The 16,506-nt window shown below is 37.8% G+C and carries 6 protein-coding genes; 1 reads left to right on the plus strand and 5 read right to left on the minus strand.

Annotation, left to right across the window (positions count from 1 at the left end):
• Positions 1-4: 4 nt before the first annotated feature.
• Positions 5-6,007 (plus strand): FkbM family methyltransferase, encoded by a 6,003-nt coding sequence (locus tag PL11201_RS26765; RefSeq protein ID WP_200816744.1) that lies wholly within the window; start codon positions 5-7, stop codon positions 6,005-6,007.
• Between the two features lie 71 nt (positions 6,008-6,078).
• On the opposite strand, the gene PL11201_RS09810 is transcribed toward PL11201_RS26765, so the two are convergent.
• The 5 genes from PL11201_RS09810 to PL11201_RS09830 all read right to left on the minus strand — a co-directional run bounded on the left by PL11201_RS09810 (position 6,079) and on the right by PL11201_RS09830 (position 16,453).
• Positions 6,079-7,053, minus strand: coding sequence for a methyltransferase domain-containing protein (locus PL11201_RS09810; protein ID WP_079678409.1), 975 nt, complete (start codon positions 7,051-7,053; stop codon positions 6,079-6,081).
• 23 nt (positions 7,054-7,076) lie between these two features.
• Complete coding sequence (locus PL11201_RS26770; RefSeq protein WP_079678410.1) at positions 7,077-8,051, minus strand: methyltransferase domain-containing protein; 975 nt, start codon at positions 8,049-8,051, stop codon at positions 7,077-7,079.
• A 73-nt stretch (positions 8,052-8,124) separates the two neighbouring features.
• Positions 8,125-11,589: a tetratricopeptide repeat protein gene (locus PL11201_RS09820; protein WP_079678411.1), complete on the minus strand. Its 3,465-nt coding sequence runs from the start codon at positions 11,587-11,589 to the stop codon at positions 8,125-8,127.
• Between the two features lie 212 nt (positions 11,590-11,801).
• Positions 11,802-13,766, minus strand: coding sequence for a glycosyltransferase family 2 protein (locus tag PL11201_RS09825; protein WP_079678412.1), 1,965 nt, complete (start codon positions 13,764-13,766; stop codon positions 11,802-11,804).
• A gap of 158 nt (positions 13,767-13,924) precedes the next feature.
• Positions 13,925-16,453, minus strand: a complete 2,529-nt coding sequence (locus tag PL11201_RS09830; RefSeq protein WP_079678413.1) for a tetratricopeptide repeat protein — start codon at positions 16,451-16,453, stop codon at positions 13,925-13,927.
• Positions 16,454-16,506: the final 53 nt, after the last annotated feature.

Raw genomic sequence — 16,506 nt, forward strand, 5'->3', positions numbered from 1 at the left:
TCTGATGAGTCTCCTCCAAAAGGAATATAACATTGAAACCTTTATTGAAACCGGAACCTTTCAGGGCGGAACAGCAGTTTGGGCATCTAATTTGTTTAAAAATGTATTCACCATTGAATTATGCCAACAGTTCTATGAAAGCACATCAAAAAATTATGAACATATTCAAAACATCCAATTTCTGTATGGTCATACCACAGAACATTTAAAAGCAATAGTTCCTCAACTACAAGGATCAGCTTTGTTTTGGTTGGATGCCCATTGGTCAGGGGGAATTACAGCAGGACAAGAAGAAGAATGTCCTATACTTGAAGAATTGCAAATCATCAAAGCCTCAGAATGGGAACACTTCATATTAATTGATGATGCACGGATGTTTTTATCACCTCCTCATGCTCCCCATCAATTAGAACAATGGCCAGCTATCCATGAAGTCATCGAAGAACTACTTACGTTTAAACGTCAATACATTGTCGTTATCGAAGATGCGATTATTTCAGTTCCAGAAAGGGCAAAATCGGTATTAGGCAACTATTGTCAAAAGGGAATTACAAAAGTTTGGGAAGAATATGCTCGTTCTTTTCATACGTTGGGTTATCCTATCTCTTTTGAAAATTCCCAACCCACTCCAGTAGTTCAGACAGCAATAGCACCGCAAGCTGAACCCGATAACCTTCAATTTGAGGGAAGTGGAGAAGCTCAAGTGATCCGAAGATTTGTTACCCCAGGTTCAGTCGTTCTTGATGTGGGGGCTAATTTAGGAGATTGGACAAAAGCAGTTTTAAGCATTTGCCCCGATGCAGAAATTCATTTATTTGAACCGATTCCAGTCGTTTACAAAGACTTAATTAAAAACTTAGGGGAAAAATTCTCAACAGCCCAAATCATCCCTAATAGTTTTGCCATTGGGAATCAAGCTGGAGTGCAAACATTTTATCACTATCAGGCTCAATCCATATTGAGTACATTTCATCGGCGATTAGAAGTTGAGAAAACTGGAACTCTACAACAGCCCCAGGAAATCCAAGTGCTGAAAAATACTGTAGATAACTACTGTATTCAACAAAGGGTAGAAAGAATCAACTTCCTAAAAATTGACGTAGGAGGCGGAGAATTAGATGTTTTAAAAGGAGCAGAAAAATGCTTAAATAAAGGAAAAATAGACTATATTCAATTTGAATATGGAGGTACTTATTTAGATGCTAAAATAACTTTAAAAGAGACTTTTGAATATTTGCATAAAGTTCGTTACGTAATATTTAAAATTCAGGGAAACAGCTTGGAATATAAGCCAGTCTTTGAACCCTCGGATGAAAACTATGAGTATAGTAATTATTTGGCAGTAAATGAGCGCTTTCGCGCGAATGTATTAGGTGAACCCCTGGGGCTATTAGATGTTCCCCAACTCTGTCGCCAACATTCGATTACACCCAGAGGTATTATTCACGTTGGAGCGCATGAAGGCTCAGAAGTCGAATACTATTTAGCGATGGGAGTGCAAAGGGTACTGTTTATTGAAGCTAACCCCACTGTATTTGAACGTTTACAAACCAATATTGCTCAATATCCAAATGTGCAGGCGGTTAATTATGCGATTAGTCATGAAAATGGGACTGTTACCTTGCGAGTGACTTCTTTTGATCAAAGTAGTTCAATTCTCCCTTTAAAGCATCATTTAGATATCTATCCGACCATTCAAGAAACAGAACAAGTGACTGTTCCTTCCCGAACCTTGGATACCCTATTACAAGAATTAGGACTGAATCCTGCTGATTTTAATATTCTCAACATTGATATTCAAGGAGCAGAACTTTTAGCGTTACAAGGTGCAACCAACTGGCTTCAATATGTGGAAGCTATTAATACAGAAGTTAACTATAAAGAACTATATGAGGGCTGTGCATTAATTGATGATTTAGATGAATTTCTAGATCAGTATGGCTTGCAACGGGTGGCAACTACAACACCCCATCCATTCTGGGGGGATGCCTTTTATTTGAAGAAACCACTCGTTACCATGTCAATTTTGAGTCGCGCTCGCTTTGGAAATCAAATATTTCTCTATGCAGCGTTGAAAATTCATCAAAAAGAACATGATATTCGTGTCGAAACAACACCTTGGCTCGGTCAATATCTATTTGGTCATCATGATCCTCTCATTTCCAAAGATTTACCCATAGAATTGGACTCAGGACTTTCAATCCTGAATGGTAAAGAACCTTTTAAAAACGTAGAATTTGGTGGGCCAACTTATCAAGTACATACCAAGTATTATGCCCCTTATAAAGACTTTTTCCGTTCTTTATTCAAACCGATTCCCACAATTGAAGCAAAAATGAAAGAAGCACTCCAACGTTTGCATGAACGTGGGAAAACGATTGTTGGCTTACATTTGCGAAGAGGAGATTATAGAGAACCTTATGCAGATTTTATGTTTTACGCGCCTAATTCTTGCTATAGAAATTGGTTAAAAGGGTTGTGGGAAACTTTAGAATCTCCTGTATTATTTATTGCTAGTGATGATTTGGAATCCATGCTGGAAGATTTTGCAGATTATCATCCAGTCACCACAAAAGATTTAGGGATTGAACTACCAGAGGCTAGTTTCTATACTGACTTTTATCTATTAAGTCACTGTGATGTATTAGCTACTTCCAATAGTACGTTCTCTTTTACCGCAGCAATGCTAAATGAACGGTGTAAATTTTTCTTCCGTCCTCATTTACCAAGTCAAAAACTAATTCCTTTTGATCCTTGGGATAGTGAACCTTTATTGTGGCAGGGAAGAGGGACTTGGGTTGAGAGTGAAGGATTAGACAACAAGACAGGTCAAAACCCAGTTGGAATGGTTAACATTTCTCCTGTGATCACAGCATCCCTATTAGGAGAAGCTAGTTTTGGGCGTTTAGGAAATCAAATCTTTCAATATGCTTTCTTAAAACTATACGCTCTTGAGCATAATTTACGAGTAGAAACACCCGCATGGATTGGTCAATATTTATTTGGTCACCATGATCCTTTACCGTTGAATCCTTTACCTCAAATTCAAGAACAGCAACAACCTTACAAACTTTCAGAATCAACAATTTTGAATGCGAAAAATCCATTTAAAAATGTAGACTTTCAGGGATATTTTCAATTCCATACCCAATACCATGCTCGACACAAAGAGTATTTTTGTTCTTTATTTAAACCTGTACCCGCCCTTGAAAGTTTACTTCAAGAAGCCCTTCATTGCTTGCGTTTGAAAGGAAAAACTGTGGTGGGAATTCATTTACGACGAGGAGATTATCATGTCGTCAGTAATGTTGTACCTTACCTAACCGTTGTTCCCAGTCAATGGTATCAGGAATGGCTTAAAGGCTTTTGGGAAACTTTAGATGAACCTGTGCTATTTATTGCCAGTGATGAAGTAGAAATTGTCATTGATGATTTCTCGGACTATGACCCAATTACCATCCATGATTTAGGAATTGATTTACCTCAAGCTCCTTTCTATCCAGATTTTCATATTTTGAGTCAATGTGATGTTTTAGCGATTTCAAACAGCACCTTTTCATTTGCAGCCGCCATGCTCAATGAACGCTGTAAGTTTTTCTTCCGTCCTCATTTGCAGCAGAAAAAATTAATTCCGTTTGATCCTTGGAATAGTGAACCTTTATTAAGGGACAATCCTGAGCAGACAGAAAATCCTAGTTCTGACTACTTACTCCAAGCCAACTTGGTTGAGTCAGAGAATTCAGAATTACTCTGGGGACATCATATCGATGCTCCTGCTGTTGGCAAATTAATAGTTAGCCAAGTTTTAATTGGTGGTTGGGTCATTGGAAAACAGACACAAGCAGTGGTCGTTGAATTGATTCACCAGGGTCAGGTGATTCGTCAAATTCCTGTGGGTGATATTCGTACAGATGTCGCTCAATCTTACCCAGATGCTTCTTTTGCACTCGAAAGTGGTTATGCAGCTTTAATTACAGTTCCTGAAACACAATCTAGTTCAGAAATTAAGATTCAAGTTGTTTTAGCTGATCAAACCTGCGTGAAATTAGGTGTTATTTACTTTCAACCAACGGAACAAAAATGGTCTGTAGTTTCAATTCCTAACGCCAAACCCCGAAAACAATGTGAACTAAGTATCTGCGCGATTATGAAAAATGAAGCTCCCTATCTGATGGAATGGTTGGAGTTTCATAAACTGGTTGGAGTAGAACGATTTTATCTCTACAACAATAACAGCAATGATGAAACCCTAGATATCATAGAACCCTATGTTAAATCCAGCCAAGTAATTTTACACAATTGGCCCATTAGTCCTGGACAACAAACATTAGCTTATGAACATTGTTTAGGAACCTATTTCTTTGAATCCCAATGGATTGCATTTATTGATTTAGATGAGTTTTTATATCCAACCGATCAGCAGGATTTAAAAGCGGTTTTAAAAGAGTTTAGTGGAGTGCCTGCGGTGGGGGTGAATATGCTTTATTTTGGCACATCTGGTCATCTGACTCGACCCGATGGGTTACAAATTGAAAACTTTACAATGCGAGGATCTGATGATTTTCAAGGTAATAAAATGATTAAAAGCATTGTTCGTCCTGATCTAGTGCTTCCTCCTACTTGTCCTCATTTTTTCCCTCCCATCAATCCAGAAACCTATGGTGTAACGGAAAACCAACAACCACTTTTAAGTTCTGTGGCGGCTGAGGTTTCTGTGCAGAAGTTACGGATTAACCACTATTGCACTCGTTCTAGGGCCGATATGATCCAAAAAGCAATGCGAGGAAGTGCCATTTTCCCGTGGCAAATAAGTTTGGAAGGTTTAGAATATTTGAATCGAAATGATATTCAAGATTTAACGATTCAGCGTTTTGTGATTCCGTTAAAGCAAGCATTACAATCTAAGATGAGTCAGTCACCAACTGCTCAAATTCTCAATGAAAAATGGGGTTTACAGTCTCAAGTTGGTCAGCTTAAAATTCAGCTAGAGCAATCACAAATCAAGTTATACAAATTCCTCTGGAAAAAAGGGAGTTTACATCATCCTTATTTTCCCCAGCAGTCCAAAATGAAATGGTTTTTTGCCATTAATGATGAAAGTCCATATTTTGCTGCTTATGCTCAAATGTTGAAAGTAGCTGTTTACACAGCACGACAATATACTTCTCTTGAACCTTTCTGTATTTATGATGGTAAAGAGAATGAAGTTACAGAATGGATGCGGAATCAGGGTGTCACTATTATTCATCACCGAATTCCTCATTATGAAAAATTGAAGTCTTACTTTTCTTGGTCTTTAAATGTTGCATCGGGTGCTTTTCTAAGAATTGAAATTCCGACAATTATGAAACAGTATCAGATGGATGATGAGTATGTTCTTTATACGGATTGTGATGTGATGTTTTTAAATGATGTTGTTGACTATTTACAAGGAATAACTTGCGAATATATTGCCGCCACTCCAGAACATGATCCCAATGATTGGAGTTATTTGAACAGTGGGGTGTTATATATGAATATCAAAAACTTGCAAAAAATTAACCAGGAATTTAACACCTTTATTGATGGAAATTTGGATAAAATTATGCAGTTGGCTTATGATCAAGGTGCCTATAACCTATTTTTTGTAGGGAAGTGGGATAAATTAGATGTGGGAATGAACTGGAAATCCTATTGGGATCTTAATTGTGATGCAAAAATGATTCATTTTCATGGGCCAAAACCTAATCAAGAAGTTGTTCATCACTTGGGACACTTTGCCAATAAAGCTTACTGGGAAAATACAGAAATTTGGAAAGAAAAGTATCAAGAATTAGCACAGAACCATAATCCATTAAAAATTGAACATGAATTACACAAAATCAAATCTGAATTGCAGATAACAAAGGAACAATTAGAGCAATCGCAATCTCAATTTGATGAAGTTCTAGCTGAGTTAGAAGAAGCTCACTGGCAACTTCATCAACACCAACAATCTAAAACTGATGAATCTGTCTCAGTTCAATAGATTCAGAAAATCCAATAAAACCGTCTGCACTATATATTAAGCTCGGACGGTTTTTTTATGCTCTAAATTTTCTAAATTTGTGGTTTAGGATAATGAGTCTTAGTTTCTAACACATCATCTAATGTCACATCCCATCTAAATTTATCATAATTCACTTCTCTAACTTTTTTCGCTAAAATAGCAACTCCCCCAAAACCCGGTTGTGTTGCTAATAATTCTTGAGGTGAATTGACCTGATCTAAATGAAAGCGTAAAGGCGCAAAAAGACCCGATTTTATAATTTCAAATCCTAAAGCTGGAGAAAACAATACCCTTAAACCTTCATCAGAAAAACGCCAAAAATCCCAGGGTTTTTCATGGAGAGGCCAAGCGAAATGACTACTGTTATAAGTAATACCACCCACTTCAAGCAGTTTGCTAATTTCTCTAGCTGCAATCCAAGGCATTGCTAAATGTTCAAAGACAGAGATAGAAAAAATTGCATCAAATTTTTGATTCCCAAAGTATTGAGACAGTTTATGAGCATCTCCAACAACATCTGTATTAGAGTCTGGATAATAGTCAAACCCAGTATAAGATTTACAATCAGGAAATAAAGGGCGCTTGCTGGCACTGCCAGGAGAAACAACGCGCGAACCAATTTCTAAAACGTTTAAGTGATTTTCGTTAACTAAATTAATAAAATCATTAAATAAACCGCCAGCATCAATATAGTCTATAGGGGGCAGAGGCAATGACCCATCAAAAACAAGTGTTTTTTGATAAGTTTCACCTTGAGCATGAGTATTCAATGTGACTTGATGTTGGGTTAAGCGCGGGAGATGAACCACAAAACCACAATTTTGGGTTTGATACTGGGGATAAATCGCAGCGACATCAGGACGAGGATACCATGCAGTAATTGGGACTCTATTCCTATCTACAGAAATTTCTACTTGGTCTAATGCTCCTTTTTTAGAAATAAGCCAGCCTCTAATGGTAATCGAGTAGTCATTTGACCACGATTCATCCACTGCTAAAATAATTTTTTCATCTTCTACAAGCATCGACTTTTCCTTTATTTTTTCTATTAACGCTGGGGATAATGACTATTCTGATCTAAGACTTCTTCTAATTTGACATTCCACTTGAATTCATTATAATTTACGGCTTTAACTTTTCTAGCAAGAATGGAAACATGAGTAAAAACAGGAAAACTTGGTAAACGTTCAAGATTAGGACTTAACTGATCACTATACAAACGGACAGGTTCATGAAAAGCAGATTGAATGACTTCAAATCCCAAAGCAGGTGAAAACAAAATCTTCAGACCCGCATCACAATACCGCCAAAAATCCCAAGGAAGCTCATGGCTGGGAAAAGCAAAATGGGTTTGGTGAAATGTTACACCCCCTACTTCAAGCAGTTTACTAATCTCTAATGCTACAACCCAAGGCATTGCTAAATGTTCAAATACTGCTAGAGAAAATATAGCACCAAATTTCTCTTTTTCAAAGTATTTAGATAACTGGTGTGCATCTCCTACAACATCTGTATTACTGTCTGGATAATAATCAAATCCTGTGTAAGAAGATGCTCCTTGAAAAAAAACTCTTTGACTGTTAGTTCCAGAAACAACCATACGTGAGCCAATTTCTAAAACTTTTAAGTGATTATTATTAACAATTTTGATAAAGTCATGGTAAAGACCAGAACCATCAGGGAAAATGTTAGGATCAGGTGGCTGTGGTAATGACCCATCAAAGAAAACAGTTTTATTAAAAGTTTTACCTTGACCTTCAGCATTAAATGTAACCTGATGTTTCGCAATACGGGGGAGATGAACGACAAAACCACAATTTTTTGTGTAATATAGGGGATATACTGCTTCGACATCTGGACGGGGATGCCAGGAAGTTATGAGAACACTATTACCTCCCACAGAAATTTCTACTTTGTCTAAAGCACCCTTTTTTGAAGTAATCCACCCTCTTAAACCGATTGCATGATCATCTGACCAAGATTCATCTACTGATAAAATCAAGTTTTCGTCTTCTACCAACATATCCCCATTCCCTATATTTAAGTTTCAAGAATCTAAGCGATCAGAATTAATTAAAGGATTCATGTATTTGTATTTAATCCTGAACCTTAATACTAAAGTTCTGACAAACTCTTGTCAAGTGAGGACTATAACAAGGGTCATTATCAATATACTTGTGCCAACGTCCTTCAATGATTTTTGATTCTCGGTTTAGGCGTTCTTTCTTTTCCGGTGTATCTTCATAACCTCGACTTTTTGATTCATGATGATAAAGTGTAACATGAGGTAAGTACAAATTACGATAACCTTTATTTAGCATTTTTAAACACAAATCTACATCATTATAAGCTACGGTCAACTGTTCATCAAAACCTCCAATTTGTTCAAATACTTCTCGCCGACACATCAAGCAAGCTCCTGTAACCGCAGAAACATTATTAAACCCAATAACATTGCCAAAATATCCAGGGATATCAGAAGACATGGCATAATACCCATGACCAGCAACCCCACCTAAACCCATCACAACTCCGGCGTGTTGAATCGTATTATCTGGGAATAATAATAATGCTCCTACCGCACCGATTTGAGGACGTTGGACTTGTTCTACCATCGCATTCATCCAGTCAGGATTAATCACTTCGGTATCATTATTTAAGAATAGCAGATAATCTCCCGTTGCTTGACTGACTCCATAATTATTAATGATGGAGAAGTTAAAGGGAATATCTAAACGATAACATTTAAACCGTGAGGGTTCCTGAGAACTCCACTTAGAAAACACTTTAAATGTATAGTCTTGAACACTGCCATTATCAATCACAATCACTTCATAGTTAGGATAGGTTGTTAGAGTAAAAATAGACTCTAAACATCGGTCTAAAACTTCTCCTAAATCTCTTGTTGGAATAATGATGCTAACCTTCTTATCATCCGTAATTTCATACCGGACTAAATGATGTCCTAAAAACCCTGGAACTCCTGTTACTATTCCTGTTTCTCCTCGTCTATCTATAGCATCCTGAATCGCTTTTTCTGACGCTTCATAAGCATAGGGTTTGGCTTCACTTCCCCCTGCGGTGGAGCCGGAGTGCATTCGCCAGTGATATAAAACTTTGGGAATATGGGCAATTTTTTGAGTTTTTTCGGTAAATCTCAACACTAAATCATAATCTTGAGCGCCTTCATATCCGATTCTAAAACCTTTAATTTCTTCTATAATAGAACGTCGGTAGGTTCCTAAATGACAGGTGTACATCCGTGACAAAAAGGATTCAGGACACCATTCCGGTTTGAAGTAAGGATTAATTAAGTTACCATTGGGACTAATTTTATCTTCATCGGAATAAATCATATCTAAATCAGGATTCCGATTTAATAATAAAGCGACTTCATACAACCCATCGGGAGTAATTAAATCATCATGATCCAATAGGGTAATAAATTCTCCAGTTGCTAATTCTAATGCTGAGTTAGAGGATGCAGAAATATGACCATTTTCTGTTCTATAAATAACTTTTATTCGATAATCTTTAGCTTGATATTCTTCTAAAACCTTCTTGACATGGGGAGAGGGAGAAGCATCATCAGCAATACAAAATTCCCAGTGGGGATAAATTTGATTAATCACAGATTCTATGGCTTCTCGGAGAAATTCTTCTGGGGTATTATAAACAGGCATAATCACGCTGAATACGGGTTTATACCTGAATAATTCCATCGTTTCTGCCATTTTTCTTAAATCTGCTGCTCTGGGAAAGTTCTTTTCTCGCCAGAGTTTGTACATATAATCTTCAACTAAAATATGCTCTAAAAGTGCTGTTTTTAAGCCGTTGAAATCAATTCCTAATGCGGGATCAAGTTCGGATGCTCGTCGATAATGATGTAGAGAATCTTCTATTTTACCTTGTTTAGCAAGTGCTGTTGCTAAGTTACAATGTGACCAACCAAAATGGGGGTTAATTTCTAAGCATTTGCGGTAAGTTGCGATCGCTTCTTCTGCATTACCTTGTTTTTCTAAAGTATCACCTAAATTATGATAAGACCAGTAAAAACCAGGATTGAATTCAATCGCTTTTTTATAAGATAAAACCGCTTGTTCAAATTTCTTTTGGCGTTGTCGAATATCCCCTAAATTGTGATAGGAACCAAAAAAATCAGGGTTTAACTCAATCGCTTTTTGATAGGTTTTTGCTGCTTCTTCTAACTTACCAATTTTTTCTAAAGGTTCTCCTAGCCGATGATAAATATCCGATGAATTTGGGTTAATTTCTAAGGCTTTCTGGTAAATCGCGATCGCATCTTCAAACTCACTCATCCTGACAAATGCTTCTCCCAACTTTAGTAATAGTTCAAAGTCTCGGGGGTCAGCATCTTTAACTTTTTTATAATAAATCAGAGCTTGTTCACGCTGATTTTTATTCCATGATAGATTAGCGTATTTCCAACATAAATCTAGGTTATCTGGCTGGGATTTTAATAACGTTTGATAAGCTTCAATATCATCACCATTAAGTTCTATCGTTTTTTGATAATATTGATTTGCTTTTTGTAAATCGCCTGGGGTTCCTCGGTGTTTTAAAGCATCGGCTAACCGAGGATAAATATTGGTTAAATTAGGGTTCAATTCTAATACTTTGGAATAGGAAGCGATCGCAGCGTCCCATCGTTCTAATTTAGCTAAAACCTCCGCAAAACTCTGATGACATTCGGCTGAATCAGGATTTAATACAATTGCTTGGGAATAAGCAGAAACTGCATTTTCCCATTGATTGAGTTGAGCAAAAACATTACCTAAACCGTGATGAAATATCGCTGCATTAGGTTTAATTTGAATAGCTTGGGAATAGGCATCAATGGCTTGATTCAACTGTTGACAATGACAATAAACATCTCCCAGTGCATGATAGATTTCTGGTGATTTAGGATTAAATTCTACAGCTTCTAACAATATCTTTAAGGCATCTTCAAACAAACCTTTTTGAACTAATATTTTACCTAATATTCCATAAGCATCTCCTAAATTGGGATTGAGATCAATCGCTTTTCGACAAGAATCTATGGCCTCATCCAGTTGACCCCTTTGGGCTAAGGCTTCTCCTAAATATTGATAAGCGATCGCATCTTCTGAATTAAGTTCCAGAGCTTTCTGATAGCAACTAATTGCTTGTTCTAATTCACCTTGTTTAAATAGGGCTTTCCCTAAACTATTATAAAATTCTGTCACATTAGGATTAATAGCGATCGCACATTTTAACGCCTTAATTGTATCTGGTAAATTTCCCAATTTTAATAAAACTTCTGCTAATTGATAATGTGACCAAGCTGAATCATTATTTAATTCAATAGCACGCTGAAAAGCTTGCATTGCCTCTGATAGTTGATTATTTTCTGCTAACACTTCCCCTAAATTATGGTAAACCCAATGAAAATCAGGGCTTAATTGCGCTACTCTACGATAAGCAATAATAGCAGCTTGCAATTGACCCGATTGTTTCAGTTGATTGGCTTCTTCAAGTAAATTCGTAGCTGTTTTGAAGTTGTTGGATTTAGATAGCATTTTTGATTTTTCCTGAATTTAACTGAGTCATGATGTTGTTGCGCTTTAGCGCTCTGGGTAGGGGCGATTACTCCTTTGTGTATGCGAGGTCATTATCAACACCTACTTATCTGTAAAAAAATGACGGCGTATATAGTTGATTAACTGTTAACTTTCAACTCTTACACTAATTACTGATTGGTGCGTGCGAAAAGCTCTTACGCACCCTAAATTTAAGGGTTAATCTTTAGTTTTACTTTTGCAAATTTAGCATAAGTTCCCTCTTTTAGAACAGCTTGGAATAACAATTCTGTTTGTTCAGACAAATTTCTGAGTTCAATTGTTTCGCAAAATCCACAAAACTCTGAATTTAGGTTTTCAGGATGTAGTAAACCAACATCAGGACGGGGAAAGTTAGCTGGAATTTCCTTTATTAACTGGCCATGATTCCCAATAATTTGAACTGCGGTTATTTTCTCCTGCTGTCCGAGTACCCAACCTTTAAAATTAATTTCGCTAATTCCCCAATAAGTTTTAATTTCAGGTTTATCTATCGCACAATCCTGTAACACTATATCATCAAATTCTATAAAATTACCAAAAATTTCTACTTCAGCAAATTGCCTTAAACTATAATCAGATGCGGATAACGTTAAATTATGATTATAGCAAGGATCGTGATCAACATAGCGTTGCCATCTTTGCCGAGTAATTGTCACTTCCTGCATAAATCGTTCTAGCTTATCTGGTGTTGTATCATAACCCCGACTCTTGGATTCATCATGATATAAAACAACGTGGGGTAAATAAATATTCCGATAGCCCTGTTCAACTATTTTTAAGCAGAAATCAACATCATTATAAGCCACGGCTAACTGTTCATCAAACCCTCCCACTTGTGTAAATATTTCTCGCCGACACATCAAACAAGCTGCCGTCACCGCCGAATAATTACTAATAGAAATAATTTGACCATAATATCCGGGGTCTGTTTCCGATGCCATCCGGTGACTATGGGCGGCAAAATGACCAATTCCCACCACAACACCAGCGTGTTGAACGATTTTATCAGGATAACGCAATAACGCACCCACCGCACCAATAGAAGGCCGTTGCGCCTGTTCTAGCATGGCATTAATCCAATCAGGATAAATCACTTCGGTATCATTATTTAAGAATAGCAAATAATCCCCGGTGGCTTTACTAACGGCGTAGTTATTAATCTTAGAAAAATTGAAAGGAATATCTAAAGAATAATATCTAAACCGATTCGGTTCTTTTTCTTGCCATTTTTCTAAAATTTCCTGGGTTTGTACTTCCGTACTTCCGTTATCAATGACAATCACTTCATAATCAGGATAGATACTTAGGGTAAAGATAGATTCCAAACAGCGATTTAAGATTTTTCCTAAGTCTTTAGTCGGAATAATAATACTAACCCGTTTGTAATCTAAAATTTTATAGCGAACTTGATAATGTCCTAAATACATCGGCACATCTTTAACAATTCCGGGTTCTCCCCTGCGGTTAATTGCATCTTGTAACGCCCGTTTAGCGGCTTCATAAGCATAGGGTTTCGCCTCAGTACCTCCGGCGGCAGAACTATTATGAATTCGCCAATGATAGAGGATTTTAGGAATATGAAAAATCTTATCGGTTTTTTCGGTAAATCTCAAGACTAAATCATAATCTTGACTGCCTTCATATCCAGTTCTAAATCCTCCAATTTGACTAATAATTTCCCGGCGATAAACTCCAAAATGACAGGTATACATCCGAGATAAAAAGGAATCAGGACACCAATCAGGTTTAAAGAAATGACCCGTTAATTCTCCCTTTTCATTCAGTTTATCCTCATCGGAATAAATCATATCCGCGACGGGATTTTGATTCAATAAACTCACGACTTCATATAAAGCATCGGGAGTCAAAACATCATCATGATCTAATAAACCGATAAATTCTCCCGTTGCTAACTCTAAAGCAGAATTAGAAGTTACAGAAATATGACCGTTTTTAGTTCTAAAAACGACTTTAATTCGGCTATCTTTCTGTTGATATGCTTCTAATATGGGTTTGATATGGGCTGCAGGAGAGGCGTCATCCGCAATACACAATTCCCAATTAGAATAAACCTGATCTAACACCGATTGAATCGCTTCATGTAGAAACGTTTCAGGGGTGTTATAAACAGGCATGATAATACTAATCAGGGGTTGATAGCTAAAATCCGTCGTAGTAAGCCCTTCAGGGCTATAAGGCGTGAACGCCTCACTACGGGTTGTGTTGTATTTTAGCCATGCCTGATAGAGTTGATCATACTCGGATTGAGATTGGGAGACGGAAAAGTAGGGGGTTAACCTAGCTTTTTTTTTTCGACAATTCCCTCTAATTTTTCAATTACTTCAGGATGATCGGGTTCTAACTGCAATGCCATTTGATAGAATACGATCGCACCATCCAAATGATTATGATTAACTAAAGTATTCGCTAACTGAATATACAATTGGGGATCATCGGGTTTAATCTCAATGGCTTTATGATAAGCCGCCACATGATCGGGGTTTTCTTCAATCACTTGATAATAATAATCCAAGGATTCCTGTAAATCTAATTTAGCTCGATTTCTCAACGCATCGGCGAGTTTTTCTTGAATATTCGGTAAATCGGACTGAACTTTAATTGCACCGCGATAGGCTACAACCGCTTCTTCCCAATTCTCTAATTCCGTTAAAACTTTCCCTAAATTATAATGAGACCAAGGGAATTCAGGATTCAGTTTAATGGCATTTTGATAAGCAGGAATTGCTTCTTCCAACCGTTCCAAACTCACTAAAGCATCAGCCAAACTATTGTATGACCAAGAGTAGCTAGAATCTAAAGCGATCGCATTTTGATAAGCAGAAATCGCGGCTTCCCACCGTTCTTGTTTAAAGAAAATATCCGCTAAATTGTTCTGTGTCCAGAACACACTTGGATTCAGTTCAATGGAACGTTGATAAGCAGTAATAGCAGATTCAAACTGTTCTTGATCTCGGAGTAAATCCCCTAATTTTTGATAAACTTCTGCTTGACTATCATCAATTTCGGTTGATTTTTGATAGGCTTTAATTGCTGCTTCTGCTTCCCCAACTTTCGCCAGGGCATCCCCGAGCCCTTTATAGGCTTCTGCATCTCCACTGGGGTTCATTTGCACCGCCTGACGGAAGACTTGCACCGCTTCTTGCCAATTTTCCTGTTTAACTAAAACTTTTCCTAGCCCATAATAGGAAGAAACCAATTTAGGATTCAAGGAAATGGATTTTTTGTAAATGTTAACCGCTTCTTCTAACCGCCACTGACGGTTGAAAATCTCTCCGATTTTATAATAAGCAACGGCTTGATTCGGGTCTAATTCCAAGATTTTGTTATAAACTCGGATTGCATCATCCCAACGTTCTTGACGGCTGAATAAATCGGCAAACCCATAATAAAATTCTAACTTAGAGGGTTCTAATTCTAAGGCTTTTTGATAGGAAAAAATTGCAGATTCAGTTTCCCCTTTTGCTTGATACAATTGCCCTAATTGATAATAGATTCCTGCCCACTGAGGATTGAGTTGTAACGCCTTTTGATAGGCTGTGAGTGCCTCATCAAATTTACCTTGTTTAAAGCGAGTATTACCTAAATTAAAATGTTCCTCCGGTGTGGCTTTTTCCGGTTCCAAACTATAGGCTTTTTCTAAACATTGGGATGCCTGTTCTAACTGCCCCATTTGGGTGAGAATCTTAGCATAATTACGATAAACTCCGGCAAAATCTGGTTTTAAACTAACAGCTTGTTGATAATAGGAGGCAGCTTTTTCTAAGCGTTCTTCCTGAGCATATAAACTGCCCAAATTCGCATAAACTTCGGGATATTGGGGTTGAATTTCTAAGGCTTTTGAATAACACCGAATTGCCGCCGACATTTCCCCTAAAATTTGTAACGCATTCCCTTGAATTTTATAGGCTTCTGCTAAATCGGGCTGTAATTTTAAGGCTTTTTGACAGGTCGCGATCGCTTGATCCCATTCCTTCAAGGCACAATAGGCTTGGGCTTGTTTTAAATAGGTTTGGGGATTATTGGGCTGATTCATCGGGGGTTTCGTATTATAACTCACCGTTTGCTGACGAGTTGCCCCGGCTAAAGTTTCTTGGGGTAATAATTCCCTGGCTGTGGCGGCGGCTAAGGTATCCGAGGGGGCTGAACCGATGGTCGGAGGAGTATTCAATGCGATCGCTTGACGGTAGACCTGGGTTGCTTCCTGGGCTTTTCCTTGGTCTTTGAGCAGAGTAGCCAAAGCTTGATGGGCCGTCGTCAAATTGGGATCAAGTTTAATTGCATTCCGATAGCAGATCTGCGCTTCCTTGACCTGTCCCTGTTGTGCTAACTGCTGGCCAAGGTTAAAATGTTCTTCTGCGGTGGCTTGATTCGGTTCTAATGTCAAGGCTTGATAGAAGGCCTGTGCCGATTTTTGGGGGTCGCCCAGTTGTGTCCAAACTTTGGCTAAATTCCGATACGCCCCGGCGAAATCCGGTTTCAGGGTGACAGCTTTTTGATAACAAGCGATCGCCTGTTGCCATTGTTGTGATTTGGCATACAGACTTCCCAAGTTAGCATGAACTTCTGGCCAATTAGGTTGAAGTTGCAATGTTCGGCTATACCAGTCTTGCGCGTCCTGTAATTTCCCCTGTCTTTGGAATATATCCGCCATCAGTTTATAACCGGGGGCATAATCAGACTGAATTTGCAATAACTGGTTACAAGCCTTAATTGCATCCTCAAATTGCCCTTGATTAATATAGATTTCTGTTTGTTGATGGAGAAACTGTACACTGCGGGCGCGAATTTCGTTAGGTGACATAGTTAGTTTCAGTTCAGACAATTGAAATTTTATCACTAAGTGAACCACGAAGG

It is taken from the genome of Planktothrix sp. PCC 11201, from assembly GCF_900009135.1.
In the GTDB taxonomy this organism is placed as follows: domain Bacteria; phylum Cyanobacteriota; class Cyanobacteriia; order Cyanobacteriales; family Microcoleaceae; genus Planktothrix.

Coding starts and splice junctions, on each gene's coding strand:
- PL11201_RS09820 (WP_079678411.1), bottom strand. CDS start 11,589: ATGCTATCTAAATCCAACAACTTCAAAACAGCTACGAATTTACTTGAA.
- PL11201_RS26765 (WP_200816744.1), top strand. CDS start 5: ATGAGTCTCCTCCAAAAGGAATATAACATTGAAACCTTTATTGAAACC.
- PL11201_RS09830 (WP_079678413.1), bottom strand. CDS start 16,453: ATGTCACCTAACGAAATTCGCGCCCGCAGTGTACAGTTTCTCCATCAA.
- PL11201_RS09810 (WP_079678409.1), bottom strand. CDS start 7,053: ATGCTTGTAGAAGATGAAAAAATTATTTTAGCAGTGGATGAATCGTGG.
- PL11201_RS09825 (WP_079678412.1), bottom strand. CDS start 13,766: ATGCCTGTTTATAACACCCCTGAAACGTTTCTACATGAAGCGATTCAA.
- PL11201_RS26770 (WP_079678410.1), bottom strand. CDS start 8,051: ATGTTGGTAGAAGACGAAAACTTGATTTTATCAGTAGATGAATCTTGG.